At 50.2% G+C, this 24,903-nt stretch carries 30 protein-coding genes, 1 pseudogene and 1 riboswitch; of the genes and pseudogenes, 17 read left to right on the top strand and 14 right to left on the bottom strand.

All coding sequences use genetic code 11. From position 1 onward, the window contains the following. Positions 1-84 precede the first annotated feature (84 nt). The 7 genes from EJE48_RS03285 to metK all read left to right on the top strand — a co-directional run bounded on the left by EJE48_RS03285 (position 85) and on the right by metK (position 6,741). Positions 85-702, top strand: a complete 618-nt coding sequence (locus EJE48_RS03285) for a precorrin-2 dehydrogenase/sirohydrochlorin ferrochelatase family protein (RefSeq protein ID WP_016407631.1) — start codon at positions 85-87, stop codon at positions 700-702. Further along, a complete protein-coding gene (hemC, locus tag EJE48_RS03280; protein ID WP_160117306.1) occupies positions 699-1,562 on the top strand; it encodes a hydroxymethylbilane synthase in 864 nt (287 codons plus the stop codon). The genes EJE48_RS03285 and hemC overlap by 4 nt, the downstream gene beginning before the upstream one ends. Then, positions 1,559-3,082, top strand: a complete 1,524-nt coding sequence (cobA, locus tag EJE48_RS03275; RefSeq protein WP_118580022.1) for a uroporphyrinogen-III C-methyltransferase — start codon at positions 1,559-1,561, stop codon at positions 3,080-3,082. The genes hemC and cobA overlap by 4 nt, the downstream gene beginning before the upstream one ends. After that, positions 3,079-4,044, top strand: a complete 966-nt coding sequence (hemB, locus tag EJE48_RS03270; RefSeq protein WP_118580019.1) for a porphobilinogen synthase — start codon at positions 3,079-3,081, stop codon at positions 4,042-4,044. The genes cobA and hemB overlap by 4 nt, the downstream gene beginning before the upstream one ends. A 4-nt stretch (positions 4,045-4,048) precedes the next feature. Continuing rightward, positions 4,049-4,600, top strand: coding sequence for a DNA-deoxyinosine glycosylase (locus tag EJE48_RS03265; protein ID WP_118580016.1), 552 nt, complete (start codon positions 4,049-4,051; stop codon positions 4,598-4,600). 84 nt (positions 4,601-4,684) lie between these two features. Continuing rightward, complete coding sequence (locus tag EJE48_RS03260; protein WP_118580487.1) at positions 4,685-5,176, top strand: GAF domain-containing protein; 492 nt, start codon at positions 4,685-4,687, stop codon at positions 5,174-5,176. Between the two features lie 147 nt (positions 5,177-5,323). Then, positions 5,324-5,423: riboswitch (SAM riboswitch) on the top strand. 139 nt (positions 5,424-5,562) lie between these two features. Then, complete coding sequence (gene metK, locus EJE48_RS03255; RefSeq protein ID WP_118580013.1) at positions 5,563-6,741, top strand: methionine adenosyltransferase; 1,179 nt, start codon at positions 5,563-5,565, stop codon at positions 6,739-6,741. A gap of 58 nt (positions 6,742-6,799) precedes the next feature. Here the strand turns inward: metK and EJE48_RS03250 are convergent, their stop codons facing one another. Genes EJE48_RS03250 through EJE48_RS03240 form a run of 3 tightly spaced genes read right to left on the bottom strand, consistent with a single transcriptional unit; the run spans position 6,800 to position 8,762 of the window. Further along, positions 6,800-7,780 (bottom strand): biotin--[acetyl-CoA-carboxylase] ligase, encoded by a 981-nt coding sequence (locus tag EJE48_RS03250; RefSeq protein WP_118580010.1) that lies wholly within the window; start codon positions 7,778-7,780, stop codon positions 6,800-6,802. A gap of 32 nt (positions 7,781-7,812) precedes the next feature. Then, positions 7,813-8,214, bottom strand: a complete 402-nt coding sequence (locus EJE48_RS03245; RefSeq protein WP_118580007.1) for a DUF1284 domain-containing protein — start codon at positions 8,212-8,214, stop codon at positions 7,813-7,815. After that, complete coding sequence (locus tag EJE48_RS03240) at positions 8,211-8,762, bottom strand: biotin transporter BioY (protein WP_118580004.1); 552 nt, start codon at positions 8,760-8,762, stop codon at positions 8,211-8,213. Before EJE48_RS03240 ends, EJE48_RS03245 begins: the two co-directional genes overlap by 4 nt. A 159-nt stretch (positions 8,763-8,921) precedes the next feature. Here EJE48_RS03240 and EJE48_RS03235 point away from each other — a divergent pair, with 159 nt between their 5' ends. The 3 genes from EJE48_RS03235 (at position 8,922) to EJE48_RS03225 (ending at position 11,396) form a co-directional block, all read left to right on the top strand. Then, the gene (locus tag EJE48_RS03235) at positions 8,922-9,149 is read left to right on the top strand and encodes a FeoA family protein (protein ID WP_016407641.1); all 228 of its coding nucleotides are present in this window, start codon (positions 8,922-8,924) and stop codon (positions 9,147-9,149) included. Between the two features lies 1 nt (position 9,150). Then, complete coding sequence (gene feoB / locus EJE48_RS03230) at positions 9,151-11,040, top strand: ferrous iron transport protein B (protein ID WP_243107952.1); 1,890 nt, start codon at positions 9,151-9,153, stop codon at positions 11,038-11,040. A 74-nt stretch (positions 11,041-11,114) separates the two neighbouring features. Continuing rightward, on the top strand, positions 11,115-11,396 hold the full coding sequence (locus EJE48_RS03225) for a hypothetical protein (protein WP_016407643.1): 282 nt from the start codon (positions 11,115-11,117) through the stop codon (positions 11,394-11,396). 53 nt (positions 11,397-11,449) lie between these two features. Here EJE48_RS03225 and spo0A read toward each other — a convergent pair whose 3' ends face one another. The 3 genes from spo0A to EJE48_RS03210 all read right to left on the bottom strand — a co-directional run bounded on the left by spo0A (position 11,450) and on the right by EJE48_RS03210 (position 14,174). Next, positions 11,450-12,235 (bottom strand): sporulation transcription factor Spo0A, encoded by a 786-nt coding sequence (gene spo0A, locus EJE48_RS03220; protein ID WP_016407644.1) that lies wholly within the window; start codon positions 12,233-12,235, stop codon positions 11,450-11,452. Positions 12,236-12,785: 550 nt separating this feature from the next. Beyond that, positions 12,786-13,664 (bottom strand): 16S rRNA (adenine(1518)-N(6)/adenine(1519)-N(6))-dimethyltransferase RsmA, encoded by an 879-nt coding sequence (gene rsmA / locus EJE48_RS03215; protein WP_118579995.1) that lies wholly within the window; start codon positions 13,662-13,664, stop codon positions 12,786-12,788. A gap of 12 nt (positions 13,665-13,676) precedes the next feature. Further along, complete coding sequence (locus EJE48_RS03210) at positions 13,677-14,174, bottom strand: COG2426 family protein (protein WP_243107951.1); 498 nt, start codon at positions 14,172-14,174, stop codon at positions 13,677-13,679. 298 nt (positions 14,175-14,472) lie between these two features. Here EJE48_RS03210 and EJE48_RS03205 point away from each other — a divergent pair, with 298 nt between their 5' ends. Continuing rightward, positions 14,473-15,336, top strand: coding sequence for a MurR/RpiR family transcriptional regulator (locus EJE48_RS03205; protein ID WP_118579992.1), 864 nt, complete (start codon positions 14,473-14,475; stop codon positions 15,334-15,336). A 220-nt stretch (positions 15,337-15,556) separates the two neighbouring features. Here EJE48_RS03205 and EJE48_RS03200 read toward each other — a convergent pair whose 3' ends face one another. Beyond that, on the bottom strand, positions 15,557-16,078 hold the full coding sequence (locus tag EJE48_RS03200; RefSeq protein WP_016406802.1) for a DUF6648 family protein: 522 nt from the start codon (positions 16,076-16,078) through the stop codon (positions 15,557-15,559). Between the two features lie 88 nt (positions 16,079-16,166). Here EJE48_RS03200 and EJE48_RS03195 point away from each other — a divergent pair, with 88 nt between their 5' ends. Continuing rightward, positions 16,167-16,586 carry a hypothetical protein gene (locus EJE48_RS03195; protein WP_016406803.1) on the top strand — a complete coding sequence of 140 codons (420 nt, stop codon included), beginning with the start codon at positions 16,167-16,169 and terminating at the stop codon, positions 16,584-16,586. On the opposite strand, the gene EJE48_RS03190 is transcribed toward EJE48_RS03195, so the two are convergent. After that, positions 16,555-17,106: a DJ-1 family glyoxalase III gene (locus EJE48_RS03190; protein WP_016406804.1), complete on the bottom strand. Its 552-nt coding sequence runs from the start codon at positions 17,104-17,106 to the stop codon at positions 16,555-16,557. The genes EJE48_RS03195 and EJE48_RS03190 overlap by 32 nt on opposite strands. A gap of 252 nt (positions 17,107-17,358) precedes the next feature. Here EJE48_RS03190 and EJE48_RS03185 point away from each other — a divergent pair, with 252 nt between their 5' ends. From EJE48_RS03185 to trmB, 5 genes are all read left to right on the top strand, one after another. After that, positions 17,359-17,823 carry a hypothetical protein gene (locus tag EJE48_RS03185; protein ID WP_016406805.1) on the top strand — a complete coding sequence of 155 codons (465 nt, stop codon included), beginning with the start codon at positions 17,359-17,361 and terminating at the stop codon, positions 17,821-17,823. Beyond that, a complete protein-coding gene (locus tag EJE48_RS03180; RefSeq protein ID WP_243107950.1) occupies positions 17,820-18,305 on the top strand; it encodes a CYTH domain-containing protein in 486 nt (161 codons plus the stop codon). The genes EJE48_RS03185 and EJE48_RS03180 overlap by 4 nt, the downstream gene beginning before the upstream one ends. A gap of 79 nt (positions 18,306-18,384) precedes the next feature. Next, positions 18,385-19,314, top strand: a complete 930-nt coding sequence (locus EJE48_RS03175; protein ID WP_124984298.1) for a hypothetical protein — start codon at positions 18,385-18,387, stop codon at positions 19,312-19,314. Then, positions 19,260-19,469, top strand: coding sequence for a hypothetical protein (locus EJE48_RS03170; protein ID WP_124984297.1), 210 nt, complete (start codon positions 19,260-19,262; stop codon positions 19,467-19,469). The genes EJE48_RS03175 and EJE48_RS03170 overlap by 55 nt, the downstream gene beginning before the upstream one ends. 69 nt (positions 19,470-19,538) lie before the next feature. After that, positions 19,539-20,174, top strand: coding sequence for a tRNA (guanosine(46)-N7)-methyltransferase TrmB (trmB, locus tag EJE48_RS03165; protein WP_118579986.1), 636 nt, complete (start codon positions 19,539-19,541; stop codon positions 20,172-20,174). Between the two features lie 54 nt (positions 20,175-20,228). Here the strand turns inward: trmB and EJE48_RS03160 are convergent, their stop codons facing one another. The 6 genes and pseudogenes from EJE48_RS03160 to EJE48_RS03135 form a co-directional block, all read right to left on the bottom strand. Further along, positions 20,229-20,465, bottom strand: coding sequence for a DUF3955 domain-containing protein (locus EJE48_RS03160; protein ID WP_243107949.1), 237 nt, complete (start codon positions 20,463-20,465; stop codon positions 20,229-20,231). A gap of 287 nt (positions 20,466-20,752) precedes the next feature. Then, a complete protein-coding gene (locus EJE48_RS03155; protein WP_016406810.1) occupies positions 20,753-21,340 on the bottom strand; it encodes a VanZ family protein in 588 nt (195 codons plus the stop codon). 149 nt (positions 21,341-21,489) lie between these two features. Continuing rightward, positions 21,490-22,050 carry a DUF4364 family protein gene (locus EJE48_RS03150; protein WP_118579983.1) on the bottom strand — a complete coding sequence of 187 codons (561 nt, stop codon included), beginning with the start codon at positions 22,048-22,050 and terminating at the stop codon, positions 21,490-21,492. Positions 22,051-22,088: 38 nt separating this feature from the next. Further along, the gene (locus tag EJE48_RS03145; RefSeq protein ID WP_118579980.1) at positions 22,089-23,045 is read right to left on the bottom strand and encodes a TIGR01212 family radical SAM protein; all 957 of its coding nucleotides are present in this window, start codon (positions 23,043-23,045) and stop codon (positions 22,089-22,091) included. Between the two features lie 12 nt (positions 23,046-23,057). Next, the gene (locus tag EJE48_RS03140) at positions 23,058-23,453 is read right to left on the bottom strand and encodes a hypothetical protein (protein ID WP_118579977.1); all 396 of its coding nucleotides are present in this window, start codon (positions 23,451-23,453) and stop codon (positions 23,058-23,060) included. A gap of 326 nt (positions 23,454-23,779) precedes the next feature. Next, positions 23,780-24,876, bottom strand: a pseudogene (locus EJE48_RS03135) (pyridoxal phosphate-dependent aminotransferase). Positions 24,877-24,903 lie beyond the last annotated feature (27 nt).

Here is a 24,903-nt window from a genome sequence, read left to right as displayed (position 1 = left end):
GATTCTTTGCTTTGAAATCATGTGAAAAAGGTGTATACTAAGATTCTGAATCAATGAGAGAGAAGAATCGAGCGGAGGAGAAGTATGAGTTATTTTCCCTTTTTTGTGGAGATTGGGCAGAAGCGCTGTCTGGTTGTGGGCGGCGGAACGGTTGCTTTCAGAAAAATTGAAAAATTGCTGCCCTTTGGCGTGGAGATAACGGTGGTTTCTCCTTCTTTTTGTGCGGAAATCGAGCAGACAGAGGGCATCTGCCGCATCCGCAAAGAATTTCAGGCAGAGGATGTAGAGGATATGTGCTTTGTCATCGGCGCAACAGATTGCGAGGCTGTCAACGCGAGGATTGCTGCTGTCTGCCATGCAAAGCATATCCCTGTCAATATTGTGGATGATGCCGAAAAATGCAGCTTTTTCTTTCCGGCTCTGGTGAAGCGGGGCGCATTTGTTGCAGGCTTTTCCACAGGAGGTGCAAGCCCCTTGGCGGCGCGCTTCATCCGCGAGCAGATGGAGGATGCCATCCCCACAGGCTTTGCCGATGTGATAGACGTTATGGCGGAGGTGCGCGGACGCGTGAAGGCAGCCTTTGCAGACAGCGGAAAAAGAGAACAGGTGCTGCGGCATATTTTCCGCCTTGCCTTAGAGAAAAACGGGAATGTATCCCAAGCAGAAATCGAGGAAATCATAAGAAAGGAGGGGGAGCAGTGAAAAAGCTGAGAGTCGGCACAAGAAAAAGTCTGCTTTCTGCCAGACAGACGGAGCTGGCGCTGGCGGCACTGGCAAAGGTGCATCCTGCCTTGGAAACCGAAATTGTCCCCTTCCACACAAGAGGGGATCTGATTCTGGATAAGCCCCTCTGGGCAATCAGTAATCAGGGGAAGGGCGTTTTTGCGTCCGAATTTGAAGAAATGCTTCTGCGCGATGAAATTGACATTGCCATTCACAGCGGCAAGGATTTGCCGGTGCTTCTGGCAGATGGTCTGGAAATCATTGGCGTGCTCAAACGGGATGACCCACGAGATGTGCTTGTCATGCCGAAGGGGAAAAAAGCTGAGGCTTGTAAAATCATCGGCACGGGCAGCCTTCGTCGGGAGCAGTGCGCGGCAAAGGTTTTTCCTTGGGCAGAATGTCGGCTCATTCGCGGCAATATTCAGACGCGTCTGCAAAAGCTGAAGGATGGGGAATATGATGCCATTCTTCTTGCCAAGGCAGGGCTTGACCGTATGGGCATCACCGAAGCGGATGGCTATGCCTTCCGCGTTCTTTCCCCTGAGGAATTTCTCCCTGCGGCGTGTCAGGGGATCATCGTTGCCGAGGGCAAACGGGAATTGTCCTCTTTTGTCGGCGCAATGACCCACCTCGAAACGCAGTATATTTTTGAAACGGAGCGCGCGGTGCTGCGGCTTTTGGGTGCGGATTGCAGTGCGCCTGTGGCGGCGTTTGCCGAAATGGCAGGGGAGGTCATCCGTCTGCGTGCGATGTATGGGGAAGGCTATGCCGAGGGCAAGGCACCCGTTGCGGCGCGTTTGCAGCTGGCGGCGGAGGTAGTCGGGAGGTTGCGGAAATGAGCGGAACGGTTTATCTGGTCGGGGCAGGCTGCGGCAATCCCGATTTGATTACATGGAAGGGTCTGCGCCTTCTGCGGGCATGCGATGCAGTGTTCTATGATGATTTGTCCTCCCCCAAGCTTCTGGAGGAAACCCGGACGGACTGCGAAAGGCTTTTTGTCGGCAAGCGTTATGGCAGACATTCCATGCCGCAGGCGGAAATCAATGCTCTGCTTGTTGCCAAGGCACAGGAGGGGAAAATGGTTGTACGGCTGAAGGGCGGCGACCCCTTCGTGTTTGGCAGAGGGGGCGAGGAGGTGCTTGCCTTGCAGGCGGCAGGCATCCCGTATGAGGTGGTTTCGGGCGTAAGCTCTGCGGTTGCAGTGCCTGCGGCGGCAGGGATTCCCGTCACCCATCGGAGGCTTGCGCGCAGCTTTCATGTCATAACAGGGCATACCGCGGCAGATGGCGCAGAGACACTGACGGAACAGATAGATACCCTTGCAAAACTGGAAGGTACGCTTGTTTTTCTGATGGGTCTGCATCATCTGGAGGAAATCACAAACGGCTTATTGCAGGGCGGCAAGCCTGCCGATACCCCTGCGGCTGTCATTTCCAGGGGAACAACCCCTAAGCAGCGGGTTGTCCGCGCGAAGCTGTGCAATCTGGCAGCGAAAACAAGAAAAGCCAATCTCGCCGCCCCTGCCGTCATCGTGATTGGCGAAACGGCAGGAATGCAGCTTTCGGGCACAATCGAGTATCCCCTATACGGCGTGAAAATCGGCGTAACCGGCACAAAATCCATCACGAAGAAGCTCAGGAACCGCTTAGAGGAATTGGGTGCGACTGTCACGGAGCTGGATTACGCCACTCTCGTTCCCGATTGGGAAAATGAAGCCTTAGAACAGGCATTGCAGAGCATCACCGCCTATACATGGGCGGTATTCACAAGCCCTAACGGGGTTGAAATTTTTTTTCAAGCGCTGCAAAAGCGGAGAATCGACATCCGCACACTGGCGCAGCTGCGGTTTGCCGTCATCGGCACAGGCACAGCCGCCGCTCTGGAAAAGCGCGGCATTTATCCCGCCTTTCTCCCCAAAACCTACGATGTGGAAAGCCTTGCGAAGGGGCTTTGCAGTGTAGTCGGTGCGGATGAAAAAATTCTGATTCTCCGTGCGGCGCAGGGTTCTCCTGTCCTGACGGAGATTTTAGCAAAAGAAAAGAAGCAATACACAGATGTAAAATTATATGATATTGCCATTGATGCCGAAAAACGCCGCTTTGCCCATGAAGCAGCCAAGGAAATGGATTTTATCACCTTTGCGAGCGGCTCGGGCGTGCGCGGCTTTTTTGCACAGGGCGGCACAATGCCCCAAGGCACAACGGCGGTCTGCATCGGTACCTCTACCGCGAAAACGCTTGCGTCCTATGGGGATTTTCCTGCTCTGACGGCGCAGACCTTCAATGTGGATGGCATCATAGAGGTGATTTTGGAAGAAGCAAGCAAAACAAAAACAACCGAAAAGGAGACGGACAAATGAGAAGATTCAGAAGACTGCGCGGCTCAGAAGCCATGCGAAGGCTGGTGCGCGAAACCAGAATTTCCGCAGAGGAGATGATTTACCCCATTTTTGTGATAGAAGGGGAGAATATCAAAAATCCGATTCCTTCTATGCCGGGCGTGTTCCAATATTCCGTTGACCGCATGGATGAAATGCTCGCAGAGGTGGCGGCAAGCGGCATTTCAGGCGTGTTGATTTTCGGGATTCCCAAGGAAAAGGATGCGGTCGGCTCGCAGGCGTATGCTCCGGACGGCATCACCCAGAGAGCCATTCGCCATATCAAAAAGAAGTATCCCTCTCTGCTTGTGGTTGCGGATGTTTGCCTTTGCGAATATACCTCGCATGGGCATTGCGGCTTAGTTGAGGGAGAGCATATTTTAAATGATGAAACCCTGCCCCTTCTGGCGAAAATGAGCGTTACGCTCGCGCAGGCAGGCGCGGATATCATCGCCCCTTCGGATATGATGGACGGGCGCGTGGCGGCAATTCGTCATGCTCTGGATGAAGCGGGCCTTCTGCATATCCCCATCATGGCGTACAGCGCGAAATTTGCCTCCGGCTATTACGGCCCCTTTCGGGATGCGGCACATTCCGCACCGCAGTTTGGGGACAGACGCTCCTATCAGATGGATGTCTGCAATAAAAAGGAAGCCCTGCGTGAAATTGCGGATGATATCGAGGAGGGCGCAGATTTTTATATCATCAAGCCTGCCCTTGCATATCTGGATGTGGTCGAAGCGGCGGCAAATCGCTTTGATTTACCCATTGCCGTCTATAACGTCAGCGGCGAATATGCCATGGTGAAGGCGGCGGCACAGCAGGGCTGGATAGAGGAAAAGCGGATTGTCATGGAAAATCTGATTGCCATGAAGCGCGCAGGTGCCTCCATCCTGATTACCTATCACGCACTGGATGCGGCAAGCTGGCTGAAAGAGGACTGATTGCATGAAGAAGGAGAAAACAGCGAAAACCGAAGAAAACGAAAAGCACTGGGAGCGGGTGACGCAGGAATTTGCCCCCGTCTGCGATGCAGATTGCAGGGTACTGATTCTGGGGACAGCCCCCTCTAAGAAATCTCGTGAGGTTGGCTTTTATTACGGACATCCGCAGAATCGCTTCTGGAAAATGCTTGCGGCAGTGACGGGCGAGAGGGTTCCCCAAAGCATTGCGGAAAAGAAGGCACTGCTGCTGCGCAACCATATTGCTTTGCATGATGTGATTCATAGCTGTGATATCATCGGGAGCAGTGACAGCAGCATTAAAAATGTGGAGCCTGCCGATTTGGAGCGGATTCTTGCCGTTACAGGCAGGGTCGCTATCCTCTGCAACGGCGGCATGTCCTATAAATTATATCGAAAATATCAGGAGGAGCGATTGGGGATTTCTGCGGTGCAGCTTCCCTCGACCAGCCCTGCCAATGCGGCGTGGAATCTGGAGCGGCTCTCTGCGGCATGGGGCGAGGTGCTTTTGCCCCTTTTGAGAAAAGAGGAAGAATAGAAAAATTTTTCTTGACAGATGCCTGTGGTTTCCGATATAAAAATTATAAAAAACAAAAGAGAAAGCAGAAAGGAAGGATTTGTTATGGCATATATCCCTGTGGAATATCCTGCGGAAAAAGGTGCTTTTTACGCGCTTTTGAAGGAACAGCTTGAAAAATATACGGAGAACGAAACAGACGAAACAGCAATTCTTGCGAATGCGTCTGCGGTTCTGGGCATCGCGCTCAAGGACATTAACTGGGTTGGCTTTTACATGGTAAAGGGTGAGGAGCTTGTGCTTGGGCCTTTTCAGGGTAAGCCTGCGGTCAGCAGAATCGGCTATGGCAAGGGGGTCTGCGGCACAGGCTGGGCGGAAAAACGCACACAGCTGGTAGCAGATGTGCATTGCTTCGCCGGACATATTGCCTGTGACTGCAATTCCAATGCAGAAATCGTTGTGCCATTGCTGAATGATGCAGGAGAGGTGCTTGGCGTTCTGGATATCGACAGCCCCGTCAGCGGCCGCTTTGATGGTGACGATTTAGACGGTCTGGAAGCATCGGCGGCGCTTCTGGCAAAGAAAATCGCAGGCTGAGCAAAAAAGATATGATGTAAAACTGTCTTGTTTTTCCGCTGTTTTGCGGCAGTGTCCTATGCAATTTGTGGGAATTGCCCGAATCAGCGGATTTTTTATTGACAGACATCCATTTTCCCGATAAAATACAACAGGAAGTGAATAAAGGACTTATCAAGAGTGGTTGAGGGACAGGGCCCTGTGACACCCGGCAACCGGCGGAAACGCATCGGTGCTAATTCCCCCGCAGCATTGCGGAAGATGAGATTGATGTAAAAGCCCTGCGGGGCTTTCTTTTGTTGAAGAAGAAGCAAAAAAGGCTTTCGGAAAAACAATGCAAACACGTCTCTCCTTAGAAAACTTTATTCACAGTCACTAAACATTTGTGTAAAAAAGGAGAACAAAAAATGAGCAGAAGATTATTTACATCCGAATCTGTTACAGAGGGACATCCCGATAAAATCTGTGACCAGATTTCCGACGGCGTGCTGGACGCACTTTTGGCAAAGGACCCCAATTCCCGTGTTGCCTGCGAAACCTGCACCACAACAGGCATGATTATGGTTATGGGTGAAATTACAACAGAGGCTTATGTTGATGTTGAAAAAATCGTCAGAGAAACCTTGACAGAAATCGGCTACACCAGAGCAAAATACGGCTTCGACAGCGAAACCTGCTCCGTTCTGACCGCTATCCACGGACAGTCCCCCGATATCGCACTGGGCGTTGACCATTCTCTGGAAAACAAAACAGGCGCGGATGACAGCGAATTTGATACAGGTGCCGGCGATCAGGGCATGATGTTCGGCTTTGCCTGCGATGAAACAGAGGAACTGATGCCCCTGCCTATTTCCCTGTCCCATAAGCTGACAAGAAGACTGGCAGAGGTGCGTAAAAACGGTACACTGGCATATCTGCGCCCCGATGGCAAGGCACAGGTGACAGTGGAATATGAGGACGATACACCCGTAAGAGTGGATACCGTTGTTGTGTCCTCTCAGCATGATCCCGATGTGGAGCATAGCCAGATTGAACAGGATATCATCGAAAATGTAGTGAAGAAGGTCATCCCTGCCTCTCTGCTGGATGCAAACACAAAATATTACATCAACCCTACAGGCAGATTTGTTATCGGCGGCCCTATGGGTGACTCCGGTCTGACAGGCAGAAAGATTATCGTGGATACCTATGGCGGCTATGCGGCACATGGCGGCGGCGCATTCTCCGGTAAGGACCCTACAAAGGTTGACCGTTCCGCCTGCTATGCGGCAAGACACGTTGCAAAAAATATTGTTGCCAGCGGCATTGCAAGAAAATGTGAGGTACAGCTTGCTTACGCAATCGGCGTGGCACAGCCCGTTTCCATTCTGGTAAATACCTATGGCACAGGGAAGCTTTCCGATGAAGAAATCACAGAAATCGTAAAGAAAAACTTCGACCTGCGCCCTGCGGCAATCATCAAAAACTTCGATCTGAGAAGACCCATCTATAAGCAGGTAGCGGCTTATGGTCACTTCGGCAGAACCGATTTGGATTTGCCTTGGGAAAAGCTGGACATGGTAGATGTATTCAAAGAAAGAATCTAAGCTGAAAACAAAGAAAAGCCTTCCGTGAAAATGGAAGGCTTTTTTATATGATTTCGACTTAATTATATAATCCCTTAATGCTGATTTCTCCACTGGAAAGCGCCTCGCTTCGTCCATCGGCATAGCGCACCCTCAGAGAAAAATCATCCCCGATGGCAACCGCAAAGGCAGGTGCTTCCTCTGTACCGCGCACAACGGTGATTTCCTTTCCCGTTGTGATGTTGTCCCTGCGGTAGGTCTCCAGATATTCCGTTTTTTCCTTCGGCCAAGCCTGACACATGCTGTCCAGCTCCCGAATCAGTGCGGCGGCAAGCGCTGCGCGGGAATGGGTTTTTCCTGTTTCCATTGCCAAGGAGGTTGCAATGTGCCGCACCTCCTCGGGGAAATCCTCCGCCTGCTCATTCACGTTAATGCCAATCCCGATGATGAGGTACTGAATATAGCCGCTTTCGCTTTCCACAGACATTTCCGTCAGAATCCCACAGATTTTTTTGCGGTCGATGACTAAATCATTTACCCATTTGATGCCTGCACGCACGCCGCAGACCTCCTCGATGGCATTATTTGTGGCAACCGCCGTCCATGCCGTAATCTCCACGATATCCGTCGGCAGGGTGTCGGGATGAAAGAGGATGGAAAGATAAATTCCGTTATCCTGCGGAGAAGCAAAGGCACGCCCACGTCTGCCTTTCCCCTGTGTCTGCTCGTTGGCGAGCACCACCTGCCCGTTTGGTGCGCCCGCAAGTGCCAGCTCACGCAGACGGTTGTTGGTCGAATCCACGGAAGCCAGACATTCCACCGTCTGCATGCGCGCTTCATCCAGATAGGCGGCAAGCTCCTGCGCGGAAATGCTGTTCGGTACGGCATCCAGATGGTAGCCCTTATTTGTCGAGGAGGAAATCTCATAGCCATCCGCGCGCAATGCTTTTACGGCAGTGTTGACCGCCGCGCGGCTTACGCCCAGAAGTCGGCTGATGTGTTCCCCTGAAATATAATCGTTTTCTTTTCTCAAAATCGCAAGAACTGCGTCCTTTGTCATAGTATCACCTCTTGTTTATCCTACCATAGAAATCACAGACGGTACAGAGCCTCTTTTTCTTTGCAGATGCTGCTCCATTGACACCCGCCGCAGATTTCGCTCCGCTTTCCTTGGGAAAGGATGCGCTCTGCCACCCGTGCGGAAAAGCTCTCCCAATCCGAAGGGGAGTGTTCCTCCATGCCGCAAAGGGAAAGCACCTGTCTGTCATAGCTTTGCACCAAGTCTGCACTTTCGCAAATGCCGTTTGCAAGATGGGGACAGGCGGCACAAATGCAGTCCGCCTCCGCAACAACTGTAACGGTTGGGTTTTCCTGCTCCAAATATTCCAGAATCTGCGCCATGTGGGCAGTAAAGCCGGCGCTGTAGCCCTTTCCCTCAAAGAAAGCAAGGCACATCCCATGATGTGCCCGCAACTTTATTTCTACATTTTTCATGCAATCACCTTCCGGAAACGCTCCGTCAGAAGCAATGCAATCCCAATTTTAATCAGATCGGGGATAATGAAGGGAATGACGCACCATCCCAGAACGGTACCCAATCCAACTGCGCCGGAGGTTTTCGCGTAAACCACCATAAACCAGAGCGTCCCGATGGCGTAGCAGACTACTAGACCAAGCACCATGGAAATGGCAAGCACAATTTTACCTCTGCCGCAGACGGTCTCTATGCCCCACATCAGCAGAGCAGATGCCAGAAAGCCGATAATATAGCCGCCTGTTGTGCCGAACAGAACGCCGACACCGCCGGAAAAGCCTGCAAATACAGGCAGACCTACCAGACCCAGCAGGATGTAGACAAGAACTGCAAGACTGCCGCGCTTGCCGCCCAGAAGCCCGACTGCCGTAAAAACACCCATCGTCTGCAAAGTGAAGGGGACGGTTGTGGGAATGGAAATCCACGAGCAGATGGCAATCAGTGCGGCGAAAATCCCGATAAAGACAATATCTCTTGTTTTGTTTTGTTGCATTGTTGTTGTATTCATGTTTCTTACCTCCGTTTTTTGGAAGTATAACATAGGCGGCTTTTATTGTCAATGATAAAAAGTGAAATGGTTTACAATTAAGAGAATCCCTTTGACAAGCACCCGAACCGCCTCCTTCGGATATATTGAATATATCAAACCATTGAAGGAGGAATGGATATGCCCAAGAAGCTGACGGAAATTCCTGTGGAATGTCCTTGCTTCGTGCAGGAGGTACGGGGAGAAGGCTATCTGCGTCTGTTTGATCTGGGCTTTTTCCGAGACAGTCGGGTTTTGCCGCTGTATGAATGTGCGGGCGGCGGCACACGAGTGTATCGGGTGAAGGATACGCTGATTGCTCTGCGCGATGCCGATGCCGCGCGTATTTTTGTGGAGGAGGGGATGTAGGATGCCTGAGAAAACACGCCTGCGGATTGCTTTGGCAGGCAACCCCAATACGGGGAAAAGCACCGTTTTCAATGCACTGACCGGGCTGAAGCAGCATACGGGCAACTGGGCAGGGAAGACCGTCGGCAATGCAGTCGGGGAATTTTCCTTTGGCGCATGGCAGGCGAAGCTGTATGACCTGCCGGGCATTTATTCCCTGTTTTCCGAATGTGCCGAGGAGCGCGCCGCTAAGGATTTTATCTGCTATGAGCAGCCGGACATTGTCCTTGTGGTTCTGGATGCGACCTCTCTGGAACGCAATCTTCCTTTGGGGCTGCAAATTATGGAGCTGACGGAAAATGTGATTTTCTGTCTGAATCTCACCGATGAAGCGGAGAAAAGGGGCATTTCTGTGGATGATGTGCGTCTGGAGAAGCTGACGGGTGTGCCTGTAATTAAAATGGCGGCAAGGCAGGGAGTAGGTCTGCGGGAGCTTAAAGAAATGCTCCTTGCGGTGGCAGAAGGGCGAAAATCCATCCGACCCATAGGCATTGATTGGGATGCCTTTGCCCCTGAAACGGAAAGCGGCTATCATTCCGCGGAATTTCAGGAAAAGCGCTCCCTTGCCTTCCTCTCTCGCGCAAAGGAAATCTGCGATGCAGTGGTGCAGAAAAAAGAGGAACGCGATAGCCGCACCGAGCGCATGGATAAAATCCTGCTTTCCCCGAAAACGGGGATACCCTTCATGCTGCTCCTGCTGGGCGGCGTATTCTGGATTACGGTGGCAGGGGCAAATGTGCCGTCCGAATTTCTCATGCGGCAGTTCCATCAATGCGGTGCTGTGATGCGAAACGGCTTGCTGACATTGCAAGCACCCCTTTGGCTGCAAGGACTGCTACTGGATGGCGTTTGGCTGACGGTAAGCTGGGTGGTGGCGGTTATGCTGCCGCCGATGGCGATTTTTTTTCCGTTGTTTACATTGTTAGAGGATTTCGGTTTGCTGCCACGGATTGCCTTTAATCTGGATGGCTTGTTTCAAAAGGCGGGGGCGCATGGGAAGCAGGCATTGACGATGTGCATGGGCTTTGGCTGCAATGCCGCAGGGGTCACAGCCTGCCGCATCATTGAATCCCCCAGAGAACGCCTGATCGCCATCCTCACGAACTGCTTCGTTCCCTGTAATGGGCGTTTCCCGACGTTGATTTTGCTTTCGGGCTTTTTCTTTGCAAGGGGAAATCCTATTGCCGCAGGCGGCTTCGTGTTCCTTTTGATTGTGCTTGCCGTCGGCATTACGCTTGCTGTTTCCTTTTTGCTGAGCAAAACCATACTGCGCGGTGTGCCGTCCGCCTTTGTTCTGGAGCTGCCGCCGTATCGCCGCCCGAAGCTTTGGGATGTGATTGTCCGCAGTATGCTGGACAGAACGATTTTTGTACTCGCCAGAGCGGTGACGGTTGCCATCCCTGCCGGCGCAGTCATCTGGCTTTGCCAGAATATCATGGTGAATGGGCATACACTCCTGTACGGCATGGCAGCCCTCTTGGAGCCGCTTGGCGCACTCATGGGACTTTCGGGCGTAATTCTTATGGCATTTCTGCTTGGGATTCCTGCGAATGAAATCGTCATCCCCATCCTTCTGATGGTCTATAGTCAAAGCGGCACGCTGGTAGAGGCGGAGGGCATTGCACAGGCAGGTGCCATTCTCGCCGCCAATGGCTGGACATGGGTGACGGCAGTCTGCGTGATTCTTTTCTCGCTGAACCATTTCCCCTGCGCCACTACGCTTCTGACCATCCGTAAGGAAACCGGCAGTTTGCTCTGGACGGGGCTCAGCTTTCTTTTGCCGACTGTGGTCGGTGTGCTGCTCTGCATCGCGGTACATCTGCTTGCATTGCTTGTTGGTATCTTTTTTTGAAAAAATATTTTCATCAAAAAAAATTGGTGCTATACTAATCTATAACTAGAACAAAAGAGAAATGGGGGATTTGTATGAATGAGCAATTATATAAGCTGCTGCAAAAGGCAAGAGAGGATGCAGAGCTGCGTAAACGCATCTGGGCAGTGAAGGAAGCAAAGGACCCTGCTTTGGCGCTGTGTGAGCTTTGCACTGCAGAGGGCTTTCCGTTGACTGTGGGTGGTTTGTTTTCCGAGCAGGAGGAATTTTTCTGCAACCTGTTCCGTAGCTGCAATGGCAGTGCCGTACAGCCCTTGGATGGCTGGGATGACCCCTTCGATATGTTCTTTGCCGCTATGGAGGCGTTGGAGAAATAAAAAAAGGCATGGCATGATGCTTTTCATGCTGTGCCTTTTTTTGTTCTGTTTTTTCAGCTTGCCTTCATTTCCAGCCGCAATCTGTCTGCAATCAGTGCAATAAATTCCGAATTGGTAGGCTTGCCCTTATGGTTATTGATGGTGTAGCCGAACAGCGCATCAATCGCATCCACCTTGCCGCGGTTCCATGCAACCTCAATCGCATGGCGAATGGCGCGTTCCACACGGCTGGGCGTGGTGTTGCATTTTTTTGCGATGGAAGGATACAGCTCCTTCGTGATATAATTCAGCACATCCATATCGTTGACACTCATGATGATTGCCTCGCGCATGTAATGATAGCCGCGAATATGTGCCGGCACGCCGATTTCATGCAGAATATTCGTCACCTTTGTTTCTAGGTCGTACACGGCAGTGTTTGCGGTAATGGGGGCAACGGCTTTCAGAAGCGGCTTCTGCTCCTGCATCAGCTGGCGAATCCGCTGTGTCAGCGCATCCATGTCAAAGGGCTTCACCATGTAATAGCTTGCACCTAAGTCCAGTGCCTTCTGCACCACCTTGTCCTGACTCAGCGCAGAAAGAATGATTGTAATCGGGCGATCGTCTTCCTCCGTTTTTTGCAGTCGTTCCAGAACGCCAAGCCCATCCAGACGGGGCATAATGCCATCAATCACCGCAACATCCGGGTGCGTATCTCTGATTTTATTCATGGCATCAATACCGTCCATAGCAACTGCCACCACAGTAATGTCCTCCTGTTTATTCAAATGATCGACGATGATGTCGCAAAAATCCTTATTGTCATCCGCCAAAAGCACTTTTATTGTATTTTGATTCAAAATAATCCCTCCCGTTGTAGCTTCCTGAATGTTTATGCAGAACTTCCTTGCTTTTGGGTTGATTATAGTATAGAAAATTTCCCCCGACAAGAACCATTCGTAGGACAAAAAAAGCCCGAAATGACAAGAAAAACCAAGATTTTCCGATTTTTCTCGAATCCGCGTAAAAAGCCTGCCGTATGCCGTCGAAGGATGCATACTGAATTGGTAATAATTGGCAGAAAAAGGGAGATAATGCGGACGAAAATCTGTGAAAAAGAAGTCAATTTATGAAAAAACCTCATCTGTTTCAGATGAGGTTAGGGTGTCGACAAAGTCGACACCCTAAGTCGAAATCAGGATTTCGACTTGCTAAGACAGAAGAACAAACAGACGAGTTCCATCAGCTTAAAAGCCTCGAAACTCGCTGTTTTCCTCGTCGGAAATGAATTCCGACTGCGGATTCCATTTGGGAAACGGATTTGTTTCCCAAGCCCTTCCGCTACCTCAGAATTACTTTGTCTACAGTCTGAAACCTCATCTGTTTCAGATGAGGTTTCCTGGTTTTTGATTATATGCTTGCTTTTTTTTGTGCGATTTTGTCGGTCAGTGCGGCAAATTCCTCTAAGCCCAATGCTTCCCCGCGCACCCGCGTATCCCAGCCAAGCTCCTCCAGAAGCTCCGCCAGCTCCTCCTTGCTGAAGCCGAGGTTGCCCAGATGAAACAGGCAGTTCATCAATGTCTTTCTGCGCTGCCCAAAGGCACATTTCACCAGATGGAAAAATAGCTTTTCATCAGCTGTTTTTACCTTTCTCTCAGGCAGAACCTTTAGCGTAATCACCGCAGAAGCCACCTTCGGGCGTGGCATGAAGCATGCCGGCTGCACAATCATGTCCAGCTTGGCATCACAGTAATACTGCACCGCAATGGAAAGCGCGCCGTATTCCTTTTCCTTCGGGCGTGCCTGCATCCGCTCCGCCACCTCCTTCTGCACCATAACGGTGATGCTGTCCACATGACGTTCGTTTTCCAGAAGGTCCATGATAATCGGCGTGGTGATGTAATAGGGCAGGTTTGCAACGACCTTAATCGGTCTGCCGCCGTTTTTTTCGCGGATGATGGCATCAATATCCGTTTTCAGAATATCCTGATTCAGAATCTCGATATTGTCATAGTCCTCCAGGGTCTGCTTCAGAATGGGAATCAGCGTATTGTCGATTTCCACCGCAACCACCTGTCTTGCATTTTCTGCCAGAACCTGCGTCAGAGAGCCGATGCCGGGGCCGATTTCCAGCACACAGTCCTCTTTAGTTACGCCTGCGCAGGCAGCAATGTTGTCCAGAATATTGGAATCAATCAGAAAATTCTGACCAAAATTTTTCTTAAATGCAAAGCGGTTCGCTTCGATAATCTCTTTTGTTTTGCTGGGGGTTGAAATTCTTTCTGCCATGTTTTTCTCCTTTTAGATAATATTGCCGAGGATGCCGAAGCTGAGCACAGAAACAATCATGCCTGCCGTCAGAACGCCAAGCATAATGACGGGGAAGGTCTTTTTGGGGTCCATGTGCAGAAGTGCGCTGATGAGTGCGCCCATCCATGCACCCGTCCCCGGCAGGGGCATGGCAACGAAAAGATAGACCCCCCAATAGGCGTATTTTCGGATTTTGTCACTTTTCGCATCTGCCTTCCGCTCGCACCATTCCACCAAACCGTGCAGAGGTGTTTTTTTCAGTACGCGAAAGATAAAGCGGATGAATAACAAAATAAAGGGAATCGGCAAAAGGTTCCCGATATATGCAATGATGAAGGTGGGCAGCCAGTGCATCCCCATTGCAAAGCCTGCAATAATGCCGCCGCGCAGCTCCAGAATCGGCAGCAGCGAAACGATGAATACAATCATCTCTCTGGAAACACTGCCCGATAAATGTTCTACAAACCATGTTGCTAGGGTTTCAGCCAAATCAATCTCCTCCTAATTCCTAAGGGGTTTTGTATCCGAATCTTCGGTTTTTACAACTAATATATTATACATGAACAGGGGGATAGGAACAATAAAGAATTTCTTAATTTTGAAGAATCCCTGCGATTTTCCGTAATTATTTTCTGTTGTTTTTGAAAGATTGTATTTTTTTCAGTAATATGCACGAATTTTTGTTTTTATATTGAAAAAAATTGTCTGATATGTTTCAATGTGAAAAAGAGACATTTGATTGCTTCAAAAAAACAAACAAAAAATATAAAAATAGAAGGTGAGAAGTATGACAGAAGAATTAAGAGCGCAGCTCATGGGTGTAAAGCTGACAAAAAAGGAGAAGCTTATTGCGGATTTTATACTGGATAATTTTGCGGAGGCGTGTTTTATTACCTCTACGGAGATTGCAAAACGGATTCACGTCAGCGATTCTTCCGTCATCCGCTTTACCAGAACGCTGGGCTACAGCGGCTTCATGGAATTTCAGAGGGCAATCCGCAAGGCATATACCGAGCGGATGAACAGCGTTTCCGATCATATCACCATTCCCTCGGAGCGGCTCAAGCTGAGCATTTCCAAGCTGGATCAGAGTGATATCGTGGAAAGCTATTTTTCCAATGTGATGCAGAATCTCAATTCCTGCATCAACCGAAACGATACCATTGATTTTGAACGCGCGGCAAGCCTGATTGCGGGCAGTAAGCGGAAGTTCATCGTCACCTCCCGTGCGAACAGCTGCATCGGGGATATGCTGCTGCTCCTGCTCAAGCATCTTTTGCCGGATGTGTATGAAACCTCGCACCCTGCGCTTAATGTGATTGACCATCTCTGTGATATTACGGAAAATGACTGTATCGTTGCGGTCAGCTTTCCCCGTTATTCCGAAATGGATTTTCTCGCAACCCAGATGGCGTATGATGCCGGTGCGAAAATTATCCTCATTACCGATAAGGCAAGCTCCCCTCTGGCGCAGTATGCAACCCAGATTCTGACCGTCAGCGTGGATAGTAATACCTTCTTCAATTCCTATGTGGCAGTGCTGTTTACCATGGAGCTGCTCTGCTCCTTCATCAGTAAGAAGATGGGCTATTCCACGGAAGCCAAGCTGGAATTGATTGATAAGTATCTTTCAAAGGTCGGTTTATTCTGAAAATTAAGTCGAAATCAAAAAGCCTGCATTTGCAGGCTTTTTTGTATGCCGAAAATCGAATTTTAAGCGGCGGAAGGGTTCGGGGAACGAAGCGTTCTCTGACTGGAATCCGCAGAGGGGGCTTTGCCCACTCGAGGAAAACAGGGCGTTTCAAGGCATTTGCCGCCGGAACGCATCTGTTTATTCTTCTGTTTCAACAAGTCGAAATCCTGATTTCGACTTAATATCTATGGTTCACATATTCATCAATCAATGACTTTCTGCTTTCCTCCTGAAAAACCCCTTCCTCGCGCAGACAGTTCAATATCAGCGGACTGGTAGAGTGCAGAATAATATTTTCCTCCTCGATCACAATTTCAAACAGCTTTCCCTTCAGAAACCTGCTCCGCACCTTCACGAAATACGCCACAACGCCGCGAAAATCCAGCATACGTAGTGCTGTCAGCGTTGCTCTGTCCTTCCTGCTGTAGTAATAATTGCTTTTCTCCAGATAATCCCGTTTCAGCTCATAGTCCATATCTCTTGTTGTGCTGATGGTCTTGTTTTCCTTCGCCAGCGCGTTGTAATACTGGTAATTGAATAACGCCTTTTCTACGGTATCCATGTTGCGGAACGGGCCGATATCCCCGTAAACCACTGCTTCGTAGTTTTTCTGAAGATATTCCCGCTTTGTCATATCGCCCTTGGCGTATTGGTCGATGAGACTCTGTCTGTATTTGAAATATTTCTGAATGGCATTCATAGCTGCGCCCTCTTTCCATCCTTTCCCGCTAGGCATGGCGGTGTTTGCCCTGTTACAATGGGGAAAAACCACGCAAGGGGGAAGTAGTATGCGGACTTTTTTGGAGTATTATCGGCGGAGCATACAACCGCAGATAGAAATGATAGATATTTTTTTGAAAACGGAACAACCGCCGTATGATAAGGCTGCTGTCGCAGAGGTACTCGGTCTTTCTGCCGAAGCCCTAACAGCGCGCATGCAGAAGGAGCACCTCGCCTACATCACGAAGGGCATCTTTTTTCGCCTGCTTGCGGAAGGGGAAAATTCGCTTGGCGGCATGCTGAAAAGAGCCGTTGCCTGCGGTCTGCCCGAACGCTATACACCCGAAACTGCGGCGTATGTGTTCGGTCTGCCCTTGGCGGCTGTCCGAGAAGCGGCAGAAAAAACAGATTGCTCCTCTTTTTCTGAGGAGACCCTGCCGGTCTTGTTTTCTGAAATCATGCTTTGCGAAATACCAGATCTTCCGTAAGCGCGGCGGCTGTCTTTTCGTCCGTCAGAAGCTCTGCCAGTGCAATCGCAAAGGGGATGGCTGTTCCGGGCGCGCGGGATGTGATGACGTTTCCGTCCACCACAACCTCATCCGTAAGCGGTGCTGCGCCAATCAGCTTATCCTCGATGCCGGGGTAGATGGTTGCATGTCTGTCCTTCACGATGCCCAAAGCACCCAGAACCATCGGCGCGGCGCAGATAGCCGCAACCCATTTGTGCGCTTCGTGCTGCTTCAGTAAAAGTTTCGTCAGCCCTTCGTGTGCCTGTAGGTTAGTTGTGCCGGGCAGTCCGCCGGGCAGAACCAGCATATCGGCATCCTCCTCAATTTCTTCAAAAAGCAGGTCAGCTAGATAGGTTACGCCGTGTGCCCCTGTGACAGCCCTGTTTCCCGTAACGGAAACCAGCTTCGCATCCACGCCTGCGCGGCGCAGTAAATCAATGGGTGTCACTGCCTCCATTTCCTCAAAGCCCTCTGCCAGAAATACATATACCTTTTTCATGGGGAATCCCTCCTGATTGTCTTAGTGTGTCCAAGTAGTTTTATTTTACAGGAAAATCCCTGATTTTTCAACTCATGCCGCTTTCTTGTGGTATAATTAAAAATATTTGCAAGAGAGAGGAATGGATGGATGTGTTAAGATATGGAATAACGGCAAGAACGGTGCCCTCGCGTAGGGGGATGATTGCTGCGATTTCCATGTGACAAAACGGAAGAACGAATGGGTATGCTATCAGATAGGAGGAAAAGTTGCATGAAAAAACAGATGTGTATGTTTTTGGTTTTTGTGTTTCTGCTTGTCGGCTGCGGCGGACAGAATGACAAAGCCGACAATGACATGAAACCCGATTTGGAAGCAAATCTGCTTTACGAAAACACAATTTCTCCGAATGAAAAATATGTGGAAAATGAGGCGGATTTGGTTTATTACACCGTCAAGGTGTATCAAGAAACAGGCGGACTTCTGGTCACTTCCCATTCCAATTCCGCATTCAGCAAGGATATGCAGTATGAAATTGAAACCGATGCAGAAATCACAAAAGAGGATGTCTCTGTGCAGTGGCAGACCCTGTCCGGTGAAACTACCGACAGTCAGAAGAATCAGTTCGGGCTTGCTGTTGTGACAGTATCTGCAGAAGGCGCAGTCATTGACCAAAGAGTCATTAGCTTTGTCGGCGGTGCAGTGGAGCGCATCGCGGATGCAGTCAATCCCCAATGAGAAAAAGAAAGGAATATACTATGGAAATCGAACGGAAATTTTTAACGAAGGAACTTCCTTTTGACATTACGGCATATCCCTGCAAGGCAATCACGCAGGCGTATCTCTCCTTTTCCCCGACCATCCGCATCCGTCGGAGCAACACGGATTATATCCTGACGGTGAAGGGAAAGGGGCATCTGGCGCGCGAGGAATTTGAACTGCCCCTCAGCGAGGAGGAGTATAACCGCCTGTCGCTGAAAACAGAGGGCACGCCCGTCTGCAAGAAACGCTATCTCGTGCCAATCGAGGAGAATCTGACCGCTGAGGTTGATATTTATGAGGGGGAGCTGCAGGGGCTGATGACCACCGAGGTGGAATTTTCCTCCATGGAAGCGGCAGAGAAATTTGTTGCCCCGGCATGGTTCGGGCGTGATGTCAGTGAGGAAAAGGCCTATAAGAACACCTCTTTTTCGCTATACGGAATCCCAAAGGAGCTCTGATTCAGAGTTCTTTTTTGATTGCCGCCGCATATCCTGTAACAGTGATGCCGATGAAACAGACAAGCAGAGGAGGAAGGGTATGTATAACAGACGATATGATAAGGTATTCCTGATGCTGCGGCAGGAAACGGCAGGCTATGCCGTCGGCAAGCGTCCCCCTTGGGGCAGCTGCATCATGGAGCTGAAAAACGGCACGGGCAGGCTGATGCTTACGGTGCAGGGGCTGCGCCCGCTTCGCTATGCGGTGTATCTTCTGGCAGGGCAGGAGAGCATTTTCTGCGGGGAGCTGCACCCCGAAAAAAAGGAGGGGCATGCCGAGCTGAAATGGGCATTTAACCCTGATGCAGTCGGGGAGGGGAAGCGTGCCGAGGACTTCCATACGGTGCTGATTCTGGCGGAGGAGGGCGGCTGTTCTGCGCCGCTTGCGGCATATTTCGGGGAGAAAACAGACTGGAAAGCTATCTTTCAGCCGCAGAAAAAGGCAGAGCCTCCCAAAAAAAAAAAACCGCAGGAAATGCCGAAATTACAGGAAAAAATCGACCTTAAAGCAGAGGAAACCACAGCTTTATCGGAGCAAAAGGCGGAGCCGTCCAAGGCGCAGGAGAAGCCGCTGTCGGCGCAGGGCTGTCACGGCAGCTTTCAGGGACTTCTGGCGAAATTTCGACGGGAATTGGAAAATCTTGAGGAAACGGGCGTGCTTTCGGCAGAGGAAACGGCGCATATCCGCGCGACAGGAAAAACGGAAAATCCCCCTGTCAAGGAGGGTGGACAGTGTGCGGACACAGGGGCGGAAAGGGTGGACAAAACTACGGAAATAGTGGACAAAGCGGACACGAGTGGACAGCAAAAGGACACCCTTGGACAGCAGAAAAAGCTGGAACCGTTCGGGGATGGTGTCCTCTGGGATTGCCTTTTTCTGGAGGAGCTGACCCTGCTCGCACAAATTCCGCTGAAATGGCAGAAGGAATTTTTCTTCTCTCTGCTCCCCACAGAAGATATCATCATCTGATTCTGCGGCAGGCGGAAAACGGCTACTGGCTCGGTCTGCCGGGGGAATACAGCGAGGAGGAGGAAGCCAAGGCACAGCGCTTCGGGTTTCGGGAATTTCGCCGCGTGGATGGAGACTGGGGCTACTGGATGGCTTTTTTGGCGCAGGAAGGTTGAAAAAGTAAGGATTTTCGTGTATACTCATTCTGTTATTTTCGGAAATTTCAGAAGGAAAGGAACAGCTACATGAGAGTCAGAAAGAAACCCTGGGCTGCCCAGGAATTATTGGATAATACATTGGTGATTAACGATGCCCCTGAGAAAAAGGGCAAATGGAAGGAATATTTCGGGAATGACCATCCTATTTATGTGGAGATTGGCTGCGGCAAGGGCGGCTTTCTGCGCAAGAATGCGGAAGCTTACCCCGATGTGAACTTTATCGGCATTGAACAGCAGGAAACGGTTGTGGCAATGGCGGCAAGGCGCGCGGATGAGGAGCTGCCGAATTTGGCGTTTGTCTGGGATAATGCAAGCAATCTGTCCGATTTGTTCGAGGTGGGGGAATTCCAGAGATTATATCTGAATTTCAGCGACCCATGGCCCAAAAAGCGTACCTATAAGCGCCGCCTGACCTATCGCGGCTTTTTGCAGGAATATCGCCGCATCATGGGCGAGGATGCGGAAATCTTCTTTAAGACGGATAACCGCGGTCTGTTTGAATTCTCGCTGAATGAATTTTGTGCGGATGACTGGAAGCTTTCCAATATCAGTCTGGATTTACATAACAGCGATTACGAGGGCAATATCATGACGGAATATGAGGAAAAATTCTCCTCTCGCGGGATGCCGATTTATCGTCTGGAGGCAAGAAACAGAAAATAAGGAAAAAAAGGAACCCCTCTTGGTATGAGAATACATACGGAGAGGGGTTTTGCTTTATCTGGAGGATTTGTTTTTCAGGAAATGAATCCCTGCCCCAAGGAACAGCAGGACTGCGACAAGCAGAAGCGCAAAGCTGATGGGCAGCAGGAAGAAGTTTTCATGCAGATAGCCCTGCGCATCCAGATATTCGGGGGAAAGTGCCTTTGCAATCAGGCAGAAAATGCCGCAAAGCAGGACGGCTGTGCCGATATAGGGAAGGTGACGCATCACCCAGTTTTTTGTTGTGTTCATAATAAAGATCCTTTCTGAATAAAAAATAAAAGAGTTTCTTTTTGTTGCCTGACACAGTATACTCGCTTTGGAGGCAGGAATCCAGAAAGAAAGTGTTAAGATTTTTTTTGCAAAAATACGCAGGCTCATAAATTTCATAGTGACTTATAAATTTCCTAATATCTTCCGTTTTATGAGCAAATCGGCTAATATGAGTGCATCGGAAAAAACAAGAATTTTTTTAAAAACGGAAGGATTCATCATGTTAAACGAAGCAGTTGTAAAGGTATTGAAAAGCAGTATGTGCGCTACAGCAGGAGTTCCCAGAAGAAGGCGGAAACAAACGGCTGGGCGAAAAAGAACACCGCGGCTGTGATGGTGCAGAGCAGGATGGGTTCCTTTCCATTGGGGGAGGCTGCGGCAGGAAGGACTTTTGCGGCATGCTTTGCCAAGAAGTATCCGATTGCCGCGCCTGCAAGGTTCGTGAGGATATCGTTGATATCGGTTGCGCGCAGGGTGAAAAGCTGCGAAAGCTCAATGAAAAGTGTGACGCAGAGGGCAAACAGGAGCGTGCGGCGGAGGGATTGGCAGGAATCCCAGAGCAGGGGGAGAAATAGCCCCAGAGGAACGAACAGCAGCACATTTAGACAGGCATTTTGGAAATCGGCAGGGATGCCTGCAAGGGGGACGAGATGCAGCGTGACATCCGGGCTGTGGTCGAGGATGCTCGGAAAGCCGACCAATGCCAGAACTGCGGCGAAATAAAAGCCGAATAGGATGGAACAGAAAATCTGCATACGGCTGTGTGCGGTAAATTTTCCGTATAGAAGAAAAAGGGGGAGCAGGAAAACCCCTGCCGCCGCCAGTTCAACGAGTGCAAAAAGAATACGATACATGAAAGCCCCTCCTGTTCTGATACCGATGTTAGGATGGGGATAGTATACCTGTTTGGGGATGGGGAAGACAATAGAGAAACGGTTAATGTTTTTTTAAGAAAGACGAAAGAGAATAAAAAAATCCGACAGAACTTGAATCTGTCGGATTTTTATGTATTTGGTTCGGCTTCGTCCTCGGGGGCTTCGGTTGCCAGAGAGGTGAGGAAGTCGCGGTAATACTGATTGACATGCTTGCGCCAGTTACGGCAGACCTGCTGCGCCTGTGCCTTGGAGACAACGGAAACGCTGATTTCCATAAGGGTTGCGCCATTATCATCGCAAAGGCTGCATTTGACGAGATAATCCCCATTCAGCTCGGGGAAATAATTCGCAGTTACGGCATATTCTGCGCGGATGCGTCTGCTGTTTTCGTGGACATAGACATTGATTTCGTTTTTCACCTCATCGGAAATGCGGTTGATGAAGTAATTGATAACCTCCTCGCCGTCATCCGTCAGGGTATAGCGTGTGTTATTCTGCTCGCGCGTTTTTTCCAGCCAGCCGGCGCTTTCCAGCTCGGCAAGATATTGCTGTACGGAGAAATAGTCCATATAGTTTTTTTCCAGAAGGAACTGGCAAATTTCGCTATTGGAGAGGGAAATTCCCATTTTTTGCAAGAGATGCAGAATAATCAGCTTATGCTCCGCCAGCTTTTTTGTGGAATACTGCATGGACAGAGCCTCCTTTCAAATAAAGTCGTTGTCTCTTATCATAGCACATCTTTTGGTTTGTTGTAAATAACAGAGAGGTCTATTTTGCAGGACATTCCCTGTCGGATATGGTTTTCCCTGAGATAGCGGTGCAGATGATTGAGGACATCCCGTTTTCTGAGGCTCCAGAGAGGGGCGAGAAGGGTGCTTTTATCGCCGTCTCCTGTCAGGCGATGCAGGACGATATCCGTGCGCAGATGCGCGATGCAGTTCCCGACAAGGGCGAGGTATTCCTCCTTTTCCAAGGGGGTGTATTCGCCTGCGCGGTAGAGGTCTGCAAGGTCGCTGTCGGAAAGGACATGCAGAAGCTGCAGCTTCACGCCCTGAATGGGCAGGCGGTTGAGATAATCAATCGTCCGGAGAACGGTTTCTCTGCTTTCACCGGGAAGTCCGAGAATGATATGCACCACAACGGGAATATTGTGCTCTGCGAGGGCATAGACCGCCTGTGTGAACACGCTGAGCGGATAGCCGCGGCGGATGAAGGCGGCGGACCGTGTATCTGCCGTTTGCAGACCAAGCTCTACCCAGAGGTTTGTTTTTTTATTTAGCTCTGCCAGAAGGGCAAGAACATCCGCGGGCAGGCAATCGGCTCTGGTGGCAATGGAAAGACCTTCGATTTCGGGACAGGCGAGAGCCTCCTCGTATTTCTGCCGCAGTTCCTCCACGGGGGCATAGGTATTCGTGAAGGCTTGGAAATAGGCGATATAGGCAGGGTTTTTCCATTTGCCTGCCGTCTGCGCCTTGCCTTTTTCGATTTGCTCCGTGATGGAGAGGGCGGCATTTTCCGCAAAATCTCCACTGCCGCCGGCACTGCAGAACAGACAGCCCCTTGTGCCACAGGTGCCATCGCGATTGGGACAGGTAAAGCCGCCATCCAGAGAGATTTTCGCCGCTTTGCGCCCGAAGATGCTGCGATAATATTCATTTAAGCTGCGGTAGGGTTTTTCTTCCATAAAAGCCGCCTTTCAGGTTCGGAGATTTCGTTGCCGTAATTTTTCGCAGAGAGCGGTTAAGGCGCACCATTGGGGTTCATTTTCCGCTGTCTGATGAACCAGCAGGAGAAAATCAGCCTTACTGCTTTCCAGAAAGCTGCGCGTGCGCTCTGCCCTTGGCTCCTTGCAGACGGAGAGAAAGAGCGAAAAGCTTTCCTCCGTTACGGCGAGGGGGATACAGGTTTCTATTTTCTGAAGAATTTCTCCAACGGTTATGCCGCCGCAGGTCTGCCTTGCCAGATGATGATAGAGCGCGCGGCTGTTGAGGAAAATCACATTCGGGGCAGGGAACAGAGACTGCCCTGCAAGCTGTCTGCGCAAAAGAGATAAATAGCCGCAAAGTTCTTTGCGGCTGATGGATTCTGTCATAAAAATCACCTCAGAATGAGAGTTGTTCTGAGATAATATGCGCAGGGAGCGAAGGGTTTACGATAGCAATTTTTTACGGTGCTGCAAATAGCGAAAGGGTTCGGGAAACCGAGTTCATTACTTTGCTACGCAAAGCAGGTTTTGACTGCCGCCCCTTCTTGGGCGGTAAGTAGTGTCCCGAATGGAATCCGCAGTCGGAATTTACTTCCGACGAGGAAAACAGCGAGTTTCAAGGCTTTTCAGCCGATGGAACTCGTCTGTTTATTCTTCTGTTTCAACAAGTCGAAATCCTGATTTCGACTTAGGGGTCGACTTTGTCGACACCCTTATTCTTCGACCCACTTTTTGAGCTCTGCCAGAAGTGCGGCATTGTGCGCAGGGGAGAGAATACAGAAGCGCAGATAGCTTTCATCCAGAAAGGTGAAGGAGGACGCATCGCGGATGAGCATTTTTTTCTGAATACATTTTTCGAATAATTCATGCGCGGTGATGCGGTCTGTTTTCAGCTTCAGCAGAATGAAGTTCGCTTCGGAGGGATATGCCTTGATATTTTTCCATGTGGAAAGCTCTGCGAAGGCTTTTCTTCTTTCCTCGGAAACGAGGGTCTGTGTTTTCTTATGGAAGGCAAAATCCGTAAAGATATGCTGACCGATAAAATCCGCAAGGCTGTTTACGCTCCAAGGGTTTGTGTTCGTTTTGAAGCGATCCAGAAATGCCTGATTGGAGGAAATGCCATAGCCCAGACGGATGCCGGGGGCGGCAAAGAACTTGGAGGTGCCACGGATGACGAACAGGTTATCAAACTCCTTCACCAGAGGGATGGAGCAGATTTCGGGCAGGATATCGGAAAATTCGATATAGGTCTCATCAATCATGACAGAGGCCCCGATTTTTTTGCAGTGCGCCAGAATCTCACGCATTTCCTCTGTGCGGATGGCGGTGCCTGTGGGGTTATGGGGTTGCAGGCAACAAACATCCCGACATCGGGGGTGAGTGCCTTGAGCAGAGCAGGCAGATTCAACTTGAAATCCTCTTCCTCCTTCAGGGGGAAATACTTAAATTTGCCGCCGCCCAGAGAAACCTCTCTTTCATATTCGGAATAGGCAGGCCCCATGATGATGGAATGCTTTGCATGCACCGTCTGGATGAAGGTGGAAATCAGCTCCGTAGAGCCATTGCCTACAACGATATGGGAGGGGTCTGCGCCGGTATAGGTGCCGATTGCCTGCTTGAGTGCCTTATATTTTTTATCGGGATAGGTGCAGATGAGGTGCAGATTTTCCTTCAGCGCGTCCTCTGCCCTTTTGGGAAAGCCAAGAGGGTTGATATTGCCGCTGAAATCAATGATTTCTTCCTTGGGGATGCCGTAGGTTCTCTGGATGGCATCCAGATCGCCGCCGTGCGCGTGTGTCAATACTGTCATGATTGCATTACCTTCTTTCAAGAATCA

The sequence above is a fragment of the Anaerotignum faecicola genome (genome assembly GCF_003865035.1).
GTDB classification, from domain to species: Bacteria; Bacillota; Clostridia; order Lachnospirales; family Anaerotignaceae; genus Anaerotignum_A; species Anaerotignum_A faecicola.
The sequence above is the reverse complement of the archived record's forward strand: the minus strand, read 5'-3'. Positions and strand labels throughout refer to the sequence as shown.